The 18,051-nt window shown below is 68.4% G+C and carries 20 protein-coding genes and 1 pseudogene; 8 read left to right on the top strand and 13 right to left on the bottom strand.

Going from position 1 to position 18,051, the window contains the following annotated elements:
- Nucleotides 1–45: 45 nt before the first annotated feature.
- Both I1A62_RS37940 and I1A62_RS37935 read right to left on the bottom strand, forming a co-directional pair.
- The gene (locus I1A62_RS37940; protein ID WP_124389499.1) at nt 46–1,113 is read right to left on the bottom strand and encodes an aromatic acid exporter family protein; all 1,068 of its coding nucleotides are present in this window, start codon (nt 1,111–1,113) and stop codon (nt 46–48) included.
- A gap of 64 nt (nt 1,114–1,177) precedes the next feature.
- Complete coding sequence (locus tag I1A62_RS37935) at nt 1,178–1,594, bottom strand: DUF3151 domain-containing protein (RefSeq protein ID WP_124389168.1); 417 nt, start codon at nt 1,592–1,594, stop codon at nt 1,178–1,180.
- Between the two features lie 138 nt (nt 1,595–1,732).
- On the opposite strand from I1A62_RS37935, the gene I1A62_RS37930 reads away from it, so the two are divergent.
- Nucleotides 1,733–2,743, top strand: a complete 1,011-nt coding sequence (locus I1A62_RS37930; RefSeq protein WP_219457414.1) for a transcriptional regulator — start codon at nt 1,733–1,735, stop codon at nt 2,741–2,743.
- Nucleotides 2,744–2,802: 59 nt separating this feature from the next.
- On the opposite strand, the gene fbaA is transcribed toward I1A62_RS37930, so the two are convergent.
- Complete coding sequence (gene fbaA, locus I1A62_RS37925) at nt 2,803–3,837, bottom strand: class II fructose-bisphosphate aldolase (protein ID WP_072937367.1); 1,035 nt, start codon at nt 3,835–3,837, stop codon at nt 2,803–2,805.
- A gap of 204 nt (nt 3,838–4,041) precedes the next feature.
- Here fbaA and I1A62_RS37920 point away from each other — a divergent pair, with 204 nt between their 5' ends.
- Nucleotides 4,042–4,773 (top strand): VTT domain-containing protein, encoded by a 732-nt coding sequence (locus tag I1A62_RS37920; protein ID WP_374710721.1) that lies wholly within the window; start codon nt 4,042–4,044, stop codon nt 4,771–4,773.
- Between the two features lie 25 nt (nt 4,774–4,798).
- The gene (locus tag I1A62_RS37915) at nt 4,799–5,464 is read left to right on the top strand and encodes a DedA family protein (protein ID WP_124389165.1); all 666 of its coding nucleotides are present in this window, start codon (nt 4,799–4,801) and stop codon (nt 5,462–5,464) included.
- Here I1A62_RS37915 and I1A62_RS37910 read toward each other — a convergent pair.
- The 5 genes from I1A62_RS37910 to I1A62_RS37890 form a co-directional block, all read right to left on the bottom strand.
- Nucleotides 5,461–6,597 (bottom strand): GTP-binding protein, encoded by a 1,137-nt coding sequence (locus tag I1A62_RS37910; RefSeq protein WP_124389164.1) that lies wholly within the window; start codon nt 6,595–6,597, stop codon nt 5,461–5,463. The two genes, I1A62_RS37915 and I1A62_RS37910, sit on opposite strands and share 4 nt — an antisense overlap.
- A gap of 51 nt (nt 6,598–6,648) precedes the next feature.
- The gene (locus tag I1A62_RS37905) at nt 6,649–8,004 is read right to left on the bottom strand and encodes an LLM class flavin-dependent oxidoreductase (protein ID WP_124389163.1); all 1,356 of its coding nucleotides are present in this window, start codon (nt 8,002–8,004) and stop codon (nt 6,649–6,651) included.
- Nucleotides 8,005–8,071: 67 nt separating this feature from the next.
- Nucleotides 8,072–9,190 carry a glycoside hydrolase family 76 protein gene (locus I1A62_RS37900; protein ID WP_219457413.1) on the bottom strand — a complete coding sequence of 373 codons (1,119 nt, stop codon included), beginning with the start codon at nt 9,188–9,190 and terminating at the stop codon, nt 8,072–8,074.
- A gap of 34 nt (nt 9,191–9,224) precedes the next feature.
- Nucleotides 9,225–9,929: a TrmH family RNA methyltransferase gene (locus I1A62_RS37895; protein WP_219457411.1), complete on the bottom strand. Its 705-nt coding sequence runs from the start codon at nt 9,927–9,929 to the stop codon at nt 9,225–9,227.
- Between the two features lie 4 nt (nt 9,930–9,933).
- Nucleotides 9,934–10,536, bottom strand: a complete 603-nt coding sequence (locus I1A62_RS37890; protein ID WP_219457409.1) for a hypothetical protein — start codon at nt 10,534–10,536, stop codon at nt 9,934–9,936.
- Between the two features lie 114 nt (nt 10,537–10,650).
- Here I1A62_RS37890 and I1A62_RS37885 point away from each other — a divergent pair, with 114 nt between their 5' ends.
- Nucleotides 10,651–11,097 (top strand): hypothetical protein, encoded by a 447-nt coding sequence (locus I1A62_RS37885; protein WP_087561404.1) that lies wholly within the window; start codon nt 10,651–10,653, stop codon nt 11,095–11,097.
- Here I1A62_RS37885 and I1A62_RS37880 read toward each other — a convergent pair.
- Entirely contained in the window at nt 11,081–11,809 is a 729-nt protein-coding gene (locus I1A62_RS37880; RefSeq protein ID WP_219457408.1) for a lysoplasmalogenase, read from the bottom strand. The genes I1A62_RS37885 and I1A62_RS37880 overlap by 17 nt on opposite strands.
- A 102-nt stretch (nt 11,810–11,911) precedes the next feature.
- Here I1A62_RS37880 and I1A62_RS37875 point away from each other — a divergent pair, with 102 nt between their 5' ends.
- Entirely contained in the window at nt 11,912–12,553 is a 642-nt protein-coding gene (locus tag I1A62_RS37875) for a ScbR family autoregulator-binding transcription factor (protein ID WP_124389158.1), read from the top strand.
- A gap of 1 nt (nt 12,554) precedes the next feature.
- Here I1A62_RS37875 and I1A62_RS37870 read toward each other — a convergent pair whose 3' ends face one another.
- Nucleotides 12,555–12,851 carry a hypothetical protein gene (locus I1A62_RS37870; RefSeq protein WP_087561401.1) on the bottom strand — a complete coding sequence of 99 codons (297 nt, stop codon included), beginning with the start codon at nt 12,849–12,851 and terminating at the stop codon, nt 12,555–12,557.
- Nucleotides 12,852–13,078: 227 nt separating this feature from the next.
- On the opposite strand from I1A62_RS37870, the gene I1A62_RS37865 reads away from it, so the two are divergent.
- Complete coding sequence (locus tag I1A62_RS37865; RefSeq protein WP_219457406.1) at nt 13,079–14,347, top strand: benzoate/H(+) symporter BenE family transporter; 1,269 nt, start codon at nt 13,079–13,081, stop codon at nt 14,345–14,347.
- A 4-nt stretch (nt 14,348–14,351) separates the two neighbouring features.
- Here the strand turns inward: I1A62_RS37865 and I1A62_RS37860 are convergent.
- The 3 genes and pseudogenes from I1A62_RS37860 to I1A62_RS37850 form a co-directional block, all read right to left on the bottom strand.
- A pseudogene (locus I1A62_RS37860) lies at nt 14,352–14,860 on the bottom strand (DUF1992 domain-containing protein).
- A gap of 16 nt (nt 14,861–14,876) precedes the next feature.
- Nucleotides 14,877–15,521 carry an SRPBCC family protein gene (locus I1A62_RS37855; protein ID WP_124389155.1) on the bottom strand — a complete coding sequence of 215 codons (645 nt, stop codon included), beginning with the start codon at nt 15,519–15,521 and terminating at the stop codon, nt 14,877–14,879.
- Nucleotides 15,518–15,889: a helix-turn-helix transcriptional regulator gene (locus I1A62_RS37850; protein WP_124389498.1), complete on the bottom strand. Its 372-nt coding sequence runs from the start codon at nt 15,887–15,889 to the stop codon at nt 15,518–15,520. The genes I1A62_RS37855 and I1A62_RS37850 overlap by 4 nt, the downstream gene beginning before the upstream one ends.
- Before the next feature lie 151 nt (nt 15,890–16,040).
- Here I1A62_RS37850 and I1A62_RS37845 point away from each other — a divergent pair, with 151 nt between their 5' ends.
- Together I1A62_RS37845 and I1A62_RS37840 are read left to right on the top strand one after the other, a co-directional pair.
- Nucleotides 16,041–17,588, top strand: coding sequence for an NAD(P)/FAD-dependent oxidoreductase (locus tag I1A62_RS37845; protein WP_219457405.1), 1,548 nt, complete (start codon nt 16,041–16,043; stop codon nt 17,586–17,588).
- On the top strand, nt 17,585–18,040 hold the full coding sequence (locus I1A62_RS37840) for an SRPBCC family protein (protein WP_124389153.1): 456 nt from the start codon (nt 17,585–17,587) through the stop codon (nt 18,038–18,040). The genes I1A62_RS37845 and I1A62_RS37840 overlap by 4 nt, the downstream gene beginning before the upstream one ends.
- The last annotated feature ends 11 nt before the right edge of the window (nt 18,041–18,051 follow it).

The following is an 18,051-nucleotide window of genomic DNA, read 5'->3' as shown; positions in this document are numbered from 1 at the left end:
ATCATATGCGTACATGCGCATATGTTCAACAGCGTGCTCGGGCGGTCAGAGTTCGGGACGATACGCCGGTTTCTCCACCGTCGGCGGCAGCGTCGCGATGGCCGAGATGCGTTTCAGCCCCGCGACCTGCAGAAGGTCGACGGTCAGAGACCGGATCTGCGCGAAGACGACGGTGGCCGACAGGCCCGCGTTCTCCACCAGTTCCGGTTTCAGGCCGGACGCCACCGACCGCAGCACCCGCGCCGCCTCGGCCTGGTCGGGTTGCTGACCGGGGTCCGCGAGCGCCATCTGCCGAAGGGTTTCCAACGCGTGGGAGAGCTTCTCCACCTGGTCGACGAGCCGCGGGTTGAGGATCTCGTCGTCCCGCACCAGTGTGAGCGACCGCCGCGCGAGAACCCGGATGTTGCGCAGCGCGTTGTCGAGTGGGTCCGCGGCTGCGGTGAGCCGCTCGAGTCTGCCGCGGGTGTTCCAGTACAGCGGCGAGATGCGGCTGATCTCGCGGCCGCCCGCAAGGTGCGTCCGCAGCGTGTCGATGGACGCCTGCGTTGCCCGCGCCTTCTGCAGCGCCTCCTCGATGGGCTTGTCGTCGTTGGCCACCAATCCGTCGGCCACCAACTGCATCACCTCGGACGCCGTCCCGAGGACGTTCGCGGCGTACTTGCGCGCCCGCCCCACGGGATGCGTGGGAATCAGCGCGACGACGGCGATCCCCACCAGACCACCGGTCAGGGCGTCCACCATGCGGTTGATTCCCGCGGCACCGCCGGGAGGCAGCAGCGTCGCCACGAGCACCGCGGAGTTGCCTGCCTGCATCGAGAAGATCGGGCCGCTGTTCAGCAGCACCGCCGCGGACATCGCCAATATGACGACGAGCGTGATCTGCCAGGCGCCGCTCCCGATGACGGAGACGATGAGGTCGCCGACCCCGATCCCGATCGTGACACCCGCCACCAACTCGACGGAACGACGCAGGCGGGCGCCGAGAGACAACCCCAGCGACACCACTGCGGCGATGGGAGCGAAGAACGGTGTCGGATGACCGATCACCACCGTCGCCACCCACCACGCGGCACCGGCCGCGATCGCGCACTGCAGGATGGGCAGCGCCGACACCCGCAGCCGGTGGACCGAGGTGTTCAGCCCGTCCCGGCCACGGACTTTCGCCGTGCTGAGGGCGTTAACCGACGCCAAGCGCTTCGGCGGCTCGGGGATCGCAGTCCTCGAGCAGGTCGAGGCACCGCGCGTACTCGTCCGTTTCGCCGATCGCCTTCGCCGCCTTCGCCAGGACGGCGACGCAGCGGAGGAAACCGCGGTTGGGCTCGTGGGCGTAGGGAACCGGGCCGAAACCCTTCCAGCCGTTGCGACGCAACTGGTCCAGGCCACGGTGGTACCCGGTGCGTGCGTACGCGTAGGCCGTGATGGTCTGGTCTGCGTCGAGGGCGGCCTCGGCCAGGTAGGCCCATGCGATGGATGCGGTGGGATGGGCGGCTGCCACGGAAGCCGGATCCTCGTGGTTCAACAGGGCCGACTCGGCCTCGTCGTCCCCGGGAAGCAGCGTGGGCTGTGGTCCGAGAAGGTCACCGAAAGACGTCATGCGCCTATTGTGCCCCCGCCGCGGAGCCGTCAGTGCGTCGGCCCGCGTCCGCGACGCGCCCTGTCGTGGTCTCCGATGACTCGCGATGTCGTTAGGCTGCCTCCAACGTTCATTTCTCTGCAGACCGAGGGGCAGCGCGTGCAGGACCCGAAGAAAGACGAATCGACTCAGCAGCCGGCCGCGGACACACCGTCCGGCCAGGCTGCGGCCGACACCACCGCCGGCAAGGGCACCTCCGCCGGCAAGGCCGACGCGACCGCGAAGCCTGCGGAGGCCGAGCCCACCGCGCCGAAATCGCCCGAGCCGAAGCCCCCGCAGAAGAAGGCCCCCGAGACGGCGGCGGAGAAGCCCGTCGAGCCGCAGTCCGAACTGCCCAAGCCCCCGGCGCCCCGCCCACGCGCGGGGACGTCCGAGGCGCCCACCACCGCGATCCCGAAAGCGCAGGACCAGCGGGGCCAGGCGAAGGCGCCGTCCGGCGACGAGACGGTCGCGATCCCGGTGACGAGGCCCGCCGTCCCGTCGACACCGCCGCCGCCCCGGCCTGCGCCCCAGGCGAACCGGCCTCAGCAGCCGCAGAACGGGCGGCCGGTTCCGCCGCCGCCCGCTCCCCCGCGCCCGGCGCCCGCACCGCCGAAGGCCGCACCGCAGCGGGTGCTGCCGCCGCAGCAGAGCGCGCCGCAGCGCGTCGCCGCAGCCGAGAAGCCGGCGAAGAAGCACGGAAAGGCGTGGCTGTTCGCCGCGATCGCCGCAGGCGTCATCGTCGTCGCCGCCATCGCGGTCGCCGGGATCGTGGTCTACAACAACAACCAGGCCGAGAACTCACCCGAAGCTCAGGTGCAGGGAACGATCGACACGTTCGTCGCGGCACTCACCCAGGGTGACCTGGCGACGCTGCGCACCAGCACCTGCGGCAGCCTCGCCGAGTACTACCAGGGCATTTCCGATCAGGATTTCGCCGAGGTCCACCAGGTCGCCGTGACGCAGCAGAACATTCCGGTGGTCGGCGGCGTCGACGCGGTGCAGATCACCGGTGACACGGCCATCGCCCAGGTGAAGGCCCACACGACCGCCAACCCGGGCGAGCAGTCGTGGCGCACGTTCAACCTCGAGAAGGTCGACGGCACCTGGAAGATCTGCGACCCCCGGTAAACGACTGTGCGCCTTTCCGGTAGCTACAGCTACCAGAAAGGCGCACGAGCCCGAAGGGCCTATCCGGAGACGGAACGTCCCGCGGACTTGAGGTCGTTGCAGGCCTCGATGACGCGGGCCGTCATGCCGGCCTCGGCCTTCTTCAGGTAGCTGCGCGGGTCGTAGACCTTCTTGTTGCCGACCTCGCCGTCGACCTTCAGCACGCCGTCGTAGTTGCTGAACATGTGGCCCACGAGCGGACGGGTGAACGCGTACTGGGTGTCGGTGTCGACGTTCATCTTCACGACGCCGTAGTTCAGCGCGGCCTCGATCTCCGACTTCAGCGAGCCCGATCCGCCGTGGAAGACGAAGTCGAACGGCTGCGAGCCGTCGGACAGGCCGAGCTTGGCGGCGGCGACCTTCTGGCCGGTCTCGAGCACCTCGGGACGCAGTTTCACGTTGCCCGGCTTGTAGACGCCGTGCACGTTGCCGAACGTGGCGGCCAGCAGGTACTTGCCGTTCTCGCCGGTGCCGAGCGCGTCGACGGTCTTCTCGAAGTCCTCGGGCGAGGTGTAGAGCTTGTCGTTGATCTCGGCTTCCACGCCGTCCTCTTCACCACCGACGACGCCGATCTCGACCTCGAGGATGATGTTGGCGGCCTTCGCCTTCGCGAGGAGTTCCTGGGCGATTTCCAGGTTCTCGTCGATCGGGACGGCCGAACCGTCCCACATGTGGGACTGGAACAGCGGGTTGCGGCCGGCCTCGACGCGCTGGCGCGAGATCTCGAGCAGTGGGCGGACGAACGTGTCGAGCTTGTCCTTGGGGCAGTGGTCGGTGTGCAGAGCGATCGTGACGTCGTACTTCGCGGCGATCACGTGCGCGAACTCGGCGAGTGCGACCGCGCCGGTCACCATGTCCTTGACGCCCAGGCCCGAACCGAACTCGGCGCCACCGGTCGAGAACTGGATGATGCCGTCACTGCCGGCGTCCGCGAAGCCCTTGATGGCGGCGTTGATGGTTTCGGAAGAAGTGCAGTTGATGGCGGGGAAGGCAAAGGAGTGCTCCTTGGCTCGACCAAGCATCTCGGCGTAGACCTCGGGAGTCGCGATTGGCACGGCGGCAGTCCTCCATAAAGAGTCGATTTCGGCGCGCGCGATCAGCGCAGCGCCCGATGTGGTCCTAGCAGTATGGCAATACCGTTAGCGTACGTCTCCCGGTGGCTGTCGCGGCACCCCGTTTCGGCAGGTCCGCGCCCCGGCCGAAACTCCATGACCTGCACTATTCCGACAGTCGGGGATTCCGCCGGTACGCTGAGGGCCGTGATTGTGCAGGCAGCATCGGATTCCGTGACCAACCTCGCGTTGTTGCCGGGATTCCTCGACCCGGTGAACCTCCTCAACTCCTTCGGCACATGGGTGCTCGTCGGACTCCTCCTGGTCGTCTTCATCGAGTCGGGTTTGCTGTTCCCCCTGCTCCCCGGCGACTCGCTCCTCTTCACCGCGGGACTCATCGCGGCGTCGAAATCGACGGAGATCGAACCGTTCGCTCCCCTCTGGGTGCTGCTGGTTCTGATCCCGATCGCCGCGATCCTCGGCGACCAGGTCGGCTTCTTCATCGGCAGCAAGGGTGGCACCGCCCTGTTCAAGAGTGACGACGCGCGGTTCTTCAAGAAGAAGTACATCGACGAGTCGCACGCCTTCTTCGAGAAGCACGGCCCCATCACCATCATCCTGGCCCGGTTCGTTCCGATCGTGCGCACGTTCGCGCCGGTCGTCGCGGGTGCGTCGCGAATGAAGTACCCCCTGTTCCTGACATACAACATCGTGGGCGGCATCCTCTGGGGCGCCGGCGTCACGCTGCTCGGCTACCTGCTCGGGCAGATCGAGTTCATCCGCGACAACGTCGACGTCATCTTCCTGCTGATCGTCTTCGTGTCCGTGCTGCCGATCATCGTGGAGGTGGGCAAGCGCATCGTGAAGTCCCGCCAGGGCGCGGGCGCCGCGACCGAGGACCCGCAACCGGTCACCACCCCCACCGATCCCACTTCCTGACACCGATCGGGGTAGCGCACTGACGATGGTCACCACGGCAGCAGGCAGCTTCGGGCCTCTCGTCTCGGCCGGCCCAGCGCTGGTCTGGGTCGTCGTCCTCGTGTTCGTGTTCATCGAGTGCGCGGTGATCCTGGGTCTGTTCCTGCCCGGCGACTCGATGCTGATCACCGCGGGCATCGTGCTGGCCAACCATGCGTCGGGCGCCGGTCACGTGTGGGCGTTGTCGGTCGGCGCGATGATCGCCGCCGTCTGCGGAAACCAGGTGGGGTACGTCATCGGTCACCGCACCGGCAACCGCATCCACGCCCGCAAGGGCGGGAAGTATCTCAACTACGCCAACCTCCACAAGGTGAATGTGCTGCTGGAGAAGCACGGCTTCTGGGCCGTTCTCGTCGCGCGCTGGATTCCGTGGATCCGCACTCTGTGCCCGCTGGTCGCCGGTGCGGCCAAGATGAACCACACCAAATACACGATCGCCAGCACTATCGGCGCCATCTTCTGGGCGCCCGTACTGCTGCTCATCGGCTTCTACTTCGGCTCGTTCCTCGACCGGGTGTCGTGGCTGATGCCCGCGGTGCTCGCCGGGATGGTCACACTGCTGGTGATCGGCACGGCCCTCGGGGTGTGGCACTACCGGCAGGAGATGGCGCGGCCACCCGAAGATGTGGCCGTCGAAGAAGTACTGGACTAGTGCCGGTGCACCGGCTCCCACGCGGGCAGCGGGTCGTCGAACCGCATCCACTCCGCCGGTCCTGACCGCAGTTCCTCGTCGGTGAGCAGCGCCGGGTCGAGGATCCGCCGCGGGCCGTCGGGGTCGAGTCGGACTCCGATGAACGCGATCTCCTGCCCCGGACGTTCGTCCGTGGACGCCCACAGCTGGGCGGGTTCGATCACGAGATTCGGTCCGGCCTGCGACCAGACTGCGGCGAGGTCGGGGCGGCTCGCGATCCAGCAGAAGCCCTTGCTCCGGAGCAGCCCGGTGAACGTTCCCAGCGCCCGCTCGAGCCGGGCCGGGTGGAACGGCCGCGACGCCCGGTAGGTGACGCTGCGGATCCCGTATTCCTCGGTCTCCGGGGTGTGCCCCACGGCCAGTTCCTCCGCCCACCCGGGTAGCTCGGCCGACGCCTCCGGGTCGTACAGGCCGGTTCCGAGCACCTCACCGGGATCGACGACGCCGCGTGTGGTGCGCAGCAGTGTCGCGGTGGGGTTGAGTCTGCGCACGGTCGCCTCGACGGCGCCGGCGGCACTCGCGCTCACCAGATCCGTCTTGTTGAGCAGGATGACGTCGGCGAATTCCACCTGATCGACGAGGAGGTCGGAGATGCTGCGCTCGTCGCCGTCCCCGGCCTCGAGGTTCCGGTCGTCGAGGCGTTCGCCCCTGGCCAGTTCGCCGAGGAACGTCGACGCATCCACGACCGTCACCATCGTGTCGAGTGCGGCGACCGAACCGAGACTGAACCCGTCCTCGAACTCCCAGTCGAACGTGGCGGCCACGGGCATCGGCTCGGAGATGCCGGTCGATTCGATGACGAGATGGTCGAACCGGCCCTCCCTGGCCAGCCGCGCGACCGCCTCGACGAGGTCTTCCCTCAGGGTGCAGCAGATGCAGCCGTTGGTGAGCTCGACGAGTTTCTCCTCCGTCCGGTCGAGATGCCCCTGCCCGGCGACGAGGGCGGCATCAATATTGACGTCGCTCATGTCGTTGACGATGACGGCGACGCGCCTGCCGTCCCGGTTCGCGAGCAGATGGTTGAGCAGGGTGGTCTTGCCCGCGCCGAGGAAGCCGGACAGGACGGTGACGGGGAGGGGCCGGAGGACAGTCATCAGAAAATGATAACTGTTTTCATTAAACTCCAGTGTTCCCCGCCCCTGCGACTACAGCGCGACGGTGCCCGGCGCGTCTGCGTACTGGCTCTCGGGGCGCGGCAACCCGAAGTGGTCACGCAGTGTGGTGCCCGAGTACTCGGTGCGGAACAGTCCGCGCTCCTGCAGGATCGGGACCACCTTCTGCGCGAACACCTCGAGACCGCCTGGGTAGTACGGCGGCATGACGTTGAAACCGTCCGCGGCGCCCTGCGTGAACCATTCCTCGATGGTGTCGGCCACCTGCACCGGCGTCCCGACGACGACCCGGTGCCCACGCGCCCCGGCGAGACGGTGCAGCAGTCCGCGCAGCGTCGGGTTCTCCCGCTCGACGATGCCGGCGATCACCTGCAGACGGCTCTGCTTGTTGTCCGTGACGTCGCCGGCGTCCCCGAACAGTCCGGCAGGCACGGGGGCGTCGAGATCGAGGTGCCGCACACTCGATCCCGTGAGCGCCTCGAGCTGGGCGATCCCGTACTCGGGCGAGGTCAGTTCGTTGAATTCCCGCTCCAGATCCCGCGCCTCGGCCTCGGTGTCGCCGAGGAACGGGCTGATGCCGGGAAGGATCTTCACGTGCTCCGGGTTGCGGCCGAACTGCACCGCTCGCTGCTTGACGTCCGCGTAGAACGCCTGCCCGTCCGACAGCCGCTGGTGCGCGGTGAAGATGGCCTCGGCGTACTGTCCCGCGAACGCGCGGCCCTCGTTGGACGCACCCGCCTGCACCAGCACCGGGTGTCCCTGCGGCGAGCGCGGCGCGTTGAACGGTCCCCGCACCCGCAGGTGGCGTCCGACGTAGTTGATCTCGTGGATCTTCGACGGGTCCGCGTAGATGCCCGCGGCCTTGTCGATCAGGATGGCGTCGTCCTCCCAGCTGTCCCACAGCTTGACGGTCGCGTCGACGAATTCCCGCGCCCGCGCGTACCGGTCGGCGTGGTCCGGGTGGCTGGACAGTCCGAAGTTGGCGGCCGCCACGTCGGTTCCGGTGGTCACGATGTTCCAGCCGGCCCGGCCGCGGGAGATGTGGTCGAGGGACGCGAACAGCCGCGCGAGGTTGTAGGGCTCGAAGTACGTCGTGGACGCGGTCGCGATCAGCCCGATCCGCTCGGTGGCCGTCGCGATGGCCGTCAGCAGCGTGATGGGCTCGAGGGCCCCGGCGGCACCGTGCTCGACGTCGCTGCGCAGGGCGGGGCCGTCGGCGAAGAAGATCGCGTCCAGCTTCGCGGCTTCCGCTGTCCGCGCGATCTCCTGGAAGTACGAGACGTCGTACAGCCGCTCGGGCGTCGTGAGCGGGTGCCGCCACGCCGACTCGTGGTGCCCGGCCGGGTAGATGAACGCGTTGAGACTCAGCTGCCGCTGTTGATCTGACATAACGAACTGTCTAACAGCGCCGAATCCGGGGCGATACGGTTAATTTTCGCGTGATTCGAACCGTCGCCTAGCGTCGCGGATACCCCGCCGCGGACACCATGTGCGCGGCCTCCATCAGCATCCAGCCACCGAGCTGGACGGACATGTCCCGTTCCGGGATCCCGGACGAGCGGACGGTGCCCCCGGTGAAGGTGGCGATTCCCCCGCCCATCCCCGGCAGCTGCGCCTGCCGGGTCCAGTCGTGGCCGAACAGCGGCTGCCCCTCGATCTGCAGCCGGTTCTCCCACGCCGATTCCGCGGAGGTCAGCACGAGCTGGGCGCCGATCTCCCGGGCCCGGATGTCGGCGGGCGACTCCCACGGCAGCATCACCGCGGCCAGCGCAAGATACCGCGCGAGGATCCCGTTGAACAGGCCGCCGTCTCCCCCACCGCCGCCGTCGATGACGCCGTGGGGTGCGAGATGTTCGTCGATGGCGTCGACCAGCCGGTGCGTCCGGTTGCGGTGCCGGGGCGAGCCGAGGCGCACGGCGAGTTCGGTTTCGAGTCCGAGCACGACGCCCTGACAGTAGGAGTAGATGTTCCTCTCGATCTCGCCGCCCGGGTGGATGCCGTCGGCGATCAGGTTGGTGTGCACGTCCCGCAACGTGTCGTCGATCCAGTCGGCCGTGGCCTGGGCGCGCCACAGCTTTCCGGTGCGGGCGAGCATGATCCCGGCCGGTCCGTTGGCGGGCGCGTTGTAGAAATTCGAGCCCTTCCGCCACGGGATGCCGCCCCCCGCCTCGGGCGCCCAGGCGTCGAACAATTGGGATTCGAGCGCCTGCACCGCACTTCTGTTGTCTATGAAGTGCATTCGCTGGGCACGCTCGAGGGCGATTCCCAGCCAGGCCATGTCGTCGTAATAGTTGTTGGTCCAGCCCGAGATGTTCCGCAGACGGTGGCTGCGCGCCAGTTTCACGATGCGGCGACGACGGCGCGGCGTGGGGTCGCGTTCGAGGGCGTCGACGGCGCAGTCGAGCAGGTGGGCCTGCCACCAGTAGTGCCAGCTGAAGAACAGTCGCTCGCGCCGCACCGCAGGCCAGGCGACGACGCCCAGGGTGGTGCCCGGGAGCGCCCACAGCCGGCGAAGGTGCCTGCTCACCACCGCTTCTTCAGCGGCGTCCGCGCGCGCCGACCACGAGTCCTGCATAAGAGTTGATCTTGCCTATCCGCCGAGGGTTCCGCTACCACGCACGACCGAGGTCGGCGTGCTGACGCACCCACGCATGCATCGCGATTCCCGCGGCGATACCCGCGTTGATGCTGCGGGTGGAACCGAATTGCGCAATCGACACCGTCATCGCCGCAACCTCTTTCGCCTGGTCGGTGACTCCCGGCCCCTCCTGGCCGAACAGGAGCACGCAGTCGCGGGGCAGGTTCGCCGTCTCGAGCGGCACCGACCCGGGCGTGTTGTCGACGGCCACGATGGTGAGACCTCTCTCACGTGCGAAGTCGACGAGGCCGTCGACGTCCGGGTGGTGGAGGACATGCTGGTACCGGTCGGTGACCATGGCGCCGCGCCGGTTCCAGCGTCGACGTCCCACGATGTGGACCGCCGCGGCGGCGAACGCGTTGGCGGTGCGAACCACCGTCCCGATGTTCGCGTCGTGCCCGAAGTTCTCGATGGCCACGTGGAGCGGGTGGCGACGGCTGTCGATGTCTGCGACGATCGCTTCCCGCGTCCAGTAGCGGTAGGCGTCGACCACGTTGCGGCGATCGCCGCCGGCCAGCAGGTCGGGGTCGTACCGCGGGTCGGTGGGGGCCGGGGTGTCGTGCTCCTCGGTCCACGGGCCGACGCCGTTCGGGTTCTCACCCCATTCGGTGGGACCCGTCTCGGCGACCTCGGCCACGGCCTCGGCCCCCACCAGGCCCGTCTCGACTCCGCTCACGACGTCAGAACGTCTTGTTCGAATCGAGGGCGACGGTGAATCCGTGCGACGTCTCGTCGTTGGTGCACGTGACGGCCGTGGCGGTGGTGCCGCAGGTGTAGCCGAGCTTGGTCAGTTTCGACCCGGCGGGCAGTGCCGCGTCCGGTTCGTCGCCGCCCGAGGTGTAGACGAGGCCGCCGGCGCACATGAACGACGCCTCGCCGTCGTTCTCGACGCGGATGCCGTGACCCCAGTCGACCATGCAGTCGTCGGGGCGCGGCGGCACCGGGCTCGTCGACCCCTGGCAACCGGCCTCGGTGCGGTTCGGCAGCTTGATGATGCCGCACTGGAACCCGCCGTCCGGAGAAGTGAAGAAGTACGACTCGTTGTGCTCGTACGGGACGTCGACGAGCGTCGTGGTCGGCGCTTCCGTCGTCGTCGGCGGCGGCGGCGCAACGGTCGTGGTCGTGGTGGTCGGCGGAACCGTCGTCGTGGTGGTGGTCACAGGGGCCGCGGCCGTCGTCGTGGACGCCGGCGGAGCCACCGCGTCCGAGGACCCACCACACCCTGCGAGCATCATGGCCGAGCCAATGCTCAGACACACCAACGACACCCGACGCCACGCCATACGGCCACCTCCACACATACTTACCTGCTGCCGACACTGCACTCTAACGGCAGTGCGGCAGCGGGGCCCCTTCGGCGAGGCCGGGACGGGTTAACCTGGAGGTGGAGGCATTCGATGAATCATCAGCGCATCGTGCGGACGGTCTGCTTCGTCACGGTCGGCTACGTCGTCGTCCTCGCCGTCTGGCTGGGATGGTTGATCCAGCACACCCCGCCGGCCACCATCCCGTACCAGATCATGGGATTGGTCGCGGCCTTCGGCTCGGCGCTGGGATTCGGGATGATGGCGGCCGGGCGGCCCAGCCGCGCCGACCGCAAACTCGAACGCCACGGCCTCGAGGGCTGGGCCCGCATCGAGCACGTCACGCCCCTGCGCCGCACCCCGGACGACGGAGAGCTCACCGAACTGGACCTCCGACTGACCGTGCCGGGATCGGAGAGTTACGCCGGACGGGTGGTGTACGAGGTGCGGCGGGAGAACGCGACACGATTCGTGCCCGGCGAGACGATCACCATCCTGGTGGACCCGGAGGACCGGGACCACATCATGCTCTGCCCGTGATCCGGCGGCGCCCGAGCGCGAGCATCCCCTCGACGAGCAGCAGCTGGGCCGCCGCATAGCTGGCGAGGATCGCCCCTTCGGCGGCGGCCCTCCCCCGTTCTCCCCGGATGAACAAGCGCCGCACCACGATCAGACCGTCGGACGCGGTGAACAGCATCCCGCCCACGCCGAGCCAGCTGCGCCGGTCGGTTCCCGGCACGGCCACATTCGCGACAACGTCGGCGCCGGGCGCGAGGGACGGGTCGGCCGAGAGGGTCGACGTGGTGCCGAGCAGCGCGCCGTACGTGGTCAACGGTCCGGCGACCTCCTTCGCGCGCCTGCGGAGAAGCGCTGCCGCGCCCGCCCATCCCGCGAGCCGGGGCAGCAACGCGGGGACGGTGGGCCGGGCGCCGCGGCGCAGCAGCAGCGCGGAGTAGCCGACCTGCATGACGGCGAACGAGGACGCGCCGCGCACGAGGCGGGCGTCGTCGTCGGGGTCGATCATGAAGACGTCCCCCACGGTCGCGGCGGTGAGACCGGCGAGGAGGAGCGCGACGTCGGCGGGGTCGGTGTCCGCGCGCCGCCGCAGCACCCGGGCAGCGAGCGCGGGCGCGATCAGTGGCTTCGCCACCCGCTGCAACCGTTCCCGCCCGGTGACGGCTCCGACCACGGTGGCAAGCGTCGCACCGGCGAACACCGCGTGCTCGACACCCCAGTTGTTCTTCGACTTCACGTCTTCCTCCCACGCTTTCGGATGTGCCGAGGTTACCGGTCCGAACAGTGGTTGACTGGAAAGTGGATGCGACGGAGAATCCGCGATTGTGAGGCACAGGTGATGGCAAAACAGGCGCGCGCGGCGGCCACCCGCCATCAAGTACTCGAGGGTGCGGCACTGAGCTTCGAGAAGCTCGGGTACGGCGGCGCGAGCCTCAGCGGCATCCTCTCCTACGCCGACGTGACGAAGGGCGCCTTGTACTTTCACTTCGAGTCCAAGGAGGCGCTGGCCTGGGCGGTGATCAAGGAACAGCACGCGATGGCGATGCTGGCGGCGCAGCGCGTGCTCGCGACGGCCCAGTCACCGACGGAGGCGATCCTGTTGTGCGCCAAGGAGATGGCGCGCCAGCTGCTGACCGAGCCGATCGTGCGGGCGGGTGTGCGACTGACCCTGGAACTCGGGACGTCCCGCGGCCCGGCCACCGATCCGTACATCGACTGGACCGACACCCTCGTCGCACTCGCGGGCAAGGCAAGGGAGGCCGGGGAACTGCGCGCGACCGTCGATCCCGCGGCACTGGCCCGTTTCCTGGTCAGTTCGTTCACAGGTATGCAGTTGGTGTCCGAGGCGCTGACCGGGCGTGCCGACCTGTACGAGCGGCTGGCCGACATGTGGGACCTGCTGCTGCCCTCGATCGCGTCGCCGGACATACTGCCGCGCCTGCTCGAACTCGCGGCACTGCGCGACGACGTCGCGTCCTGACTCAGACGCCGGTGTGGGCGGGTTCCTCGGGACCGTCCGGCGCCGGTTGCGGCAGGTCGAGCGGATGCGACTGCGTCGGCGCCGGCTGGACGACGGCGATGCGGGCGCCGTCCGGAATCGCGTCGACGGAGCAGATGGTTCCGAAGATGCCGAGGCCGCCGAACAATGCCAGCAGGCCGTAGGCCAGGAACGTCGACGTTCGTTCGACAGCTGATCGTGGTTCGCCCTCCAGTGCCATCGTGGTGCGCCGCGCGTACACGGCCCTTCGCTCTCGGGGATTTCGGCTGAGTTCCACCATGTGGCCCTTCTTCGCATGATCGGTCGTGCGGATGGTGTCGGGTCGACGCTTACGAGTCTGTCGCGGCGGCGGCCGTGTGTCGCTTCCCCCAGGGATGGAATGCACTCCACCCAGGGTTGGACGGCCCGGCGCGAGTCGTTATGATCCGGACCACACCATGTGTACGCAGAGCGGAGGTTCTGTCCGCTATGCGTACATCGTGAGCATCGCCCGAGCAGGAAGGCCTCATGACGACCACCGAGGAACCGACCCGCAGCGAAGACGCGCAGACGCGCCCCCCTCGCTTCGAACGACCGCCGTGGCCGCCCGCCGGCCCCCGCCGCCTGCTCCGCGACCTCGGTGGCGCCTACGCCGCCAACGGGCTGATCGGGCTGATCTTCTCCGCGACCGGTCCCGTGGCCGTCATCCTGGCCGCCGGTTCCGCGGGCGGACTGTCGCCCGGGCAGATGGCGTCGTGGATCTTCGGCGTCTTCTTCCTCAACGGCATCCTCACCGTCCTCGCCAGCTGGCTGTACCGTCAGCCACTCGCGTTCTTCTGGACGATCCCCGGGACGATCATCGTCGGCGGCTCGCTCACCCACCTGTCGTGGCCGGAGGTGCTCGGGGCGTTCCTCGTCACCGGGCTCCTGATCCTCGCCCTCGGCCTGACCGGGCGGGTGCGTCAGGTCATGGCGATGCTCCCGATGCCGATCGTCATGGCCATGGTCGCCGGCGTCTTCCTGAAGTTCGGGACCGACCTCGTTCACGCCGTGGGAACCGATGCGGCCGTGGCCGTTCCGATGGTCGTCGCCTTCGTCCTCCTCGCGTCCCGCGCCGCGCTCGGCCGGTGGATGCCCCCGATCCTCGGCGCGCTGCTCGTCGGGGTGGCCACGGTCGCGGTCACGGGCCGCTTCCACCCCACCGGCACGGGCACACCGTGGATCGCGGCGCCGATGTTCCAGGCCCCGCAGTTCACCTGGCAGGCGATCACGGAACTGGTCGTCCCGCTGGCGATCACGGTCATCGTCGTGCAGAACGGCCAGGGTGCGGCCGTGCTGACGTCCGCAGGCCACAAGCCGCCGATGAACGTCGGCACCGTCCTGTGCGGGGTCTGGTCCCTCGCCACCGCCGCCGTCGGAGCCGTGTCGACGTGCCTGACGGGGCCGACCAACGCCCTGCTGGTGGCGTCGGGGCAGCGCACCCGGCAGTACACGGCGGCCGTCGTCTGCGGACTGCTCGCCGTGGTCGTCGGCCTGTTCGCCCCGCTGTTCGTTCAGCTGATGCTGGCCACCCCGGCCGCGTTCGTCGCGACGCTCGGCGGCCTGGCGATGCTCCGGGCACTACAGGGGTCGTTCGTCGCGGCGTTCGGCTCCCGATACACACTCGGCGCCCTCGTGACGTTTCTCGTGACCGTCTCGAACGTGCAGTTCCTCAACATCGGCGCGGCCTTCTGGGGACTGATCGCCGGACTGCTCGTGTCCCGGGTGATGGAACCGGGTGATTTCCGGAAGGGATGATCGGTCACCGTCCCCGCCGCCACCACCGCCTGACCGCCGGGGGCGGGTCCGGTACCGGCTCCGGTTGCGAATTCGGGGGCGCTGTCTGCTGCGGCTTCCGCACGACTGCTTCTGCTGCCGCCAGGTCGCGACGACCTCGTCCGCGTCGACCGGGCTCACCGGGATCCTCGGACCGGACGGCGCCCGCAACCACTCGACGATCTGCAGGTTGAGCTGCGCCACCACGTCCCGCACTGCCTGCTCGGACGGGATTCCACGGATCGTGTCGGGCAGTCGCTCGATCTCCTTGCGCAACTGCAGCGGCGTGGGGAGCAACGAGTCGGTGGGCAGATTCTCGCGCCGCAGGTAGTTCTTCACCCACCACAGTTCGTCGTCGACGTCGCCCACCGGAATCGGCTTGCCCGCGCCGGGGAGATCGTCGAAGTCGCCGCGCTCCTGAGCGAGCCGGATCTGCTTGTCGATCCAGCTCTCGAAGCTCACCCCGGGAGGTTTGCGCTCGGTCACGCACGCCATTCTTCCAAAACCTGCTTCAGCCTGCCGGGGGCTCGGCTCCCGTGTAGAACGCGGTGGTCCGATCGCCTGCCGCGGTCGCCGCGGCTTCCGGAGTCCCGAACGCGATGCTCGCGTCCCGCCACCGCTCGCTGCTCGCGGTGATGAACGCCTTGCCCTCGTCGCTCGCCGACCAGGCCTCGCTCTCCTTCGGGTCCATCGACTTCCCCGTCCCCAGATACAGGAACAGCCCCAGAACCCCGAGTTCCCATCCGACGCCGGTCGCGCCGGGCCCGTATTCGTCCCAGAACTTGTCGTCGACGTGCGCCGTGTGCCGAAGCTCGAAGCGGGCACCCCCGGCCGGATCCGCGGTGACGGACACGTCGATCCAGCTGACGTCGCCGCCGTACTCCCAGGTCGCGGTGAATCCGTTGGGCGGATCACACGTGAGGATCTCGCCGCCGGCGTTGCCTTCCAGCTGGTAGCGACCGTGCAGCCGCAGGTCGCCCGTCACCGGCATGAACCACCGCGGGATCCGCTCGGCGGTGGTGCAGGCCTCCCACATTTCCTCCACCGTGGCGTCGTAGGTGCGGCCGATCGTCACGATGCGGGCCTCGCCCGCCTCGAGCGTCCGGCTGCCCACCGACCGGCGTACCGCGTTGATCTGTTCCGTCACTTCGATCATCGATCGCTCCCTTGCTTCGGGTCTGTGCCGTCCTCGCCGGACAGTCGTTGTTCGCGCCGCCCCCGCGCGATCTCCGTGGCCAGTGCGTCGAGCCGCGGCGTCCAGAACCGCCGGAACTGGCCGAGCCACGCGTCGATGTCGCGGAGCGGTTCGGTCTCCACCACGTACAGCCTTCGCGGACCGTCGCTCCGGACGGTGGCGAAACCGTTCTCCCGCAGAACCTTCAGGTGCTGCGACACAGCCGGTTGCGAGATTCCGAACTCGGCACGGATGACGTCACTGACCGCACCGGACGTCTTCTCGTCGTCCGCGATCAGCTCGAGGATCCGGCGTCGGACCGGATCGCCGAGTACGTCGAAGGCGTGCATGTCGATCATATTTCAGCCTTCGCTTATATAAGTCAAGACGCAAATGATTGCCGGGCACTTGCCAAGGCGCCTCACTCCTTTTACTGTGACACAACGTCTCAGTTAAATGGACTGACGGCGCAGGTTCCGTATCCGCCCCAGGGAAGCGACCATGACCGCGACAACCCCCGAGCACGCCGCAGCACCCGCGAGCAGCGAAGACGAGCGGCACGTGCGCGTCGTCGTGGTAGGCGCCGGCCTGTCGGGGATCGCCGCCGCGGTCAAGCTCGAACGCGTGGGCATCACGGACTTCGTCGTCCTGGAGAAGTCCGATCGCGTCGGCGGCGTGTGGCGCGAGAACACGTACCCCGGGTGCGGTGTCGACATTCCGGCACCGGTGTACTCGTTCTCGTTCAACCCCAACCCGCGATGGCGCAGCAACTTCGCACTCCAGCCGGAACTGCTGTCCTACATCGAGGACACCGTCGCCGAGTTCGACGTGCAGTCCAGGATCTCGATGCAGACCGAACTCCACGAGGCCGTGTGGTCCGACGAGCGCCGACGCTGGATCCTCGACACCAGCCGGGGCACGATCGTCGCCCAGCACGTGATCTTCGCGGCGGGCCCGATCACCGAACCCAGCACTCCCGCGGTGCCCGGCATCGACGGCTTCGGCGGCGACATCTTCCACTCGGCCCGCTGGAACCACGACGTCGATCTCACGGGAAAACGTGTCGCGGTCGTCGGCACGGGCGCGTCCGCCGTGCAGTTCATCCCCGAGATCCAGCCGGACGTCGAGGCGCTGCACGTGTTCCAGCGCACCCCGGCCTGGGTGGTGCCACGCCTGGACTTCCCGTTCCCCCGGCTCGCGCAGTCGGTGTTCTCCCGCGTCCCCGCGGCGCAGCGCGCGTTGCGACAGATCCTCGACGTCGTCCTGCGGACGCTCTCCTGTGCGATGCGCCGCGAACGCACCGCCCGGCTCCTCAACCCCCTCGGCACCCGCTGGCTCGCCCGGCAGGTGCCGGACCCGGCGCTCCGTGCGGCACTGACCCCGAACTTCACACTCGGATGCAAGCGACTACTGCTGTCCAACACATATCTCCCGGCCCTGACGAAGAGCAACGTCGAGTTGATCCCGCACGCCCTCACCGAGGTCGACGGACGCGTCGTCGTGGGAGCCGACGGCACCCGGCGCGAGGTCGACGTCATCATCTTCGGCACCGGTTTCGACGTGAGCCATCCGCCGATCGCGAGCCGGATCCGCGGACGCGACGGGGCACTGCTGTCCGAAAAATGGTCGAAGAGCCCCGAGGCCTATCTGGCCACCACGACACCCGGCGCACCGAACGCGTACATCATGCTCGGACCGAACATCCTGGTGTACAACTCGTTCCTCGGCCTGGCCGAAACCCAGCTCGACTACGTGATCGACGGAATCACCAAGGCGGAGCGGCAGGGCATCGAAGTGCTCGAGGTCCGCGACCAGCCGTTCCGCCGGTTCAACGACGCGGTGCAGAAGGGCCTGGAGCCGACCGTGTTCAACAACGGCGGGTGCAGCAGCTACTACCTCGACGCCGACGGCAGGAACTTCGCCGCGTGGCCATGGTCCACCGGGTCCCTGCGCCGCCGCCTCGCCCGTTTCGACCTCGAGAACTACGCCGTCCGGCCGTACCGGACACAGCCGTCCCCCTCACCTCACCCGTCAGGAAAGTCACGATGATCGAGATCCATCACACTGCTGTCGCCGGCGCACCCGTCGCGGGCGCGTTCGACTACGTCGACGACTATCGCCACGTCCCGTCCTGGATGTTCGGGATCACGAAGTTCGACCCGATCGGCGAACAGGATCGCGGGCTCGGAGCCGTCTACGACGCCGCGATGAAGATCGGCCCCAAGACCCTCGGTTCGGTCGTGAAGGTCACCGGATGGGAACGCAATTCGCTGATCGAGCTCGAATCGATCGACGGCCTGTACACGCACTCGCGGTGGCAGTTCGAGGCCGTCGGCGAGACCGAGACCCGCCTGATGGTCGATTTCCGCTACGACCTGCCCGGCGGGCTCGCGGGCAAGGCGCTCGGCAGGATCATCGAGCCCTTCGTCGCCCAGGCGATCCGCCACACCGACGCCACGCTGCGGCGTCAGGTGGAGGAAGTCGCGCGCCGGTCGGCCTGACTCACTGCGCG

Source organism: Rhodococcus sp. USK10, assembly GCF_019378875.1.
GTDB classification, from domain to species: domain Bacteria; phylum Actinomycetota; class Actinomycetes; order Mycobacteriales; family Mycobacteriaceae; genus Rhodococcus_F; species Rhodococcus_F pseudokoreensis.
Note: the sequence above shows the minus strand (reverse complement) of the source record. Positions and strands in the feature narration are given on the sequence as shown.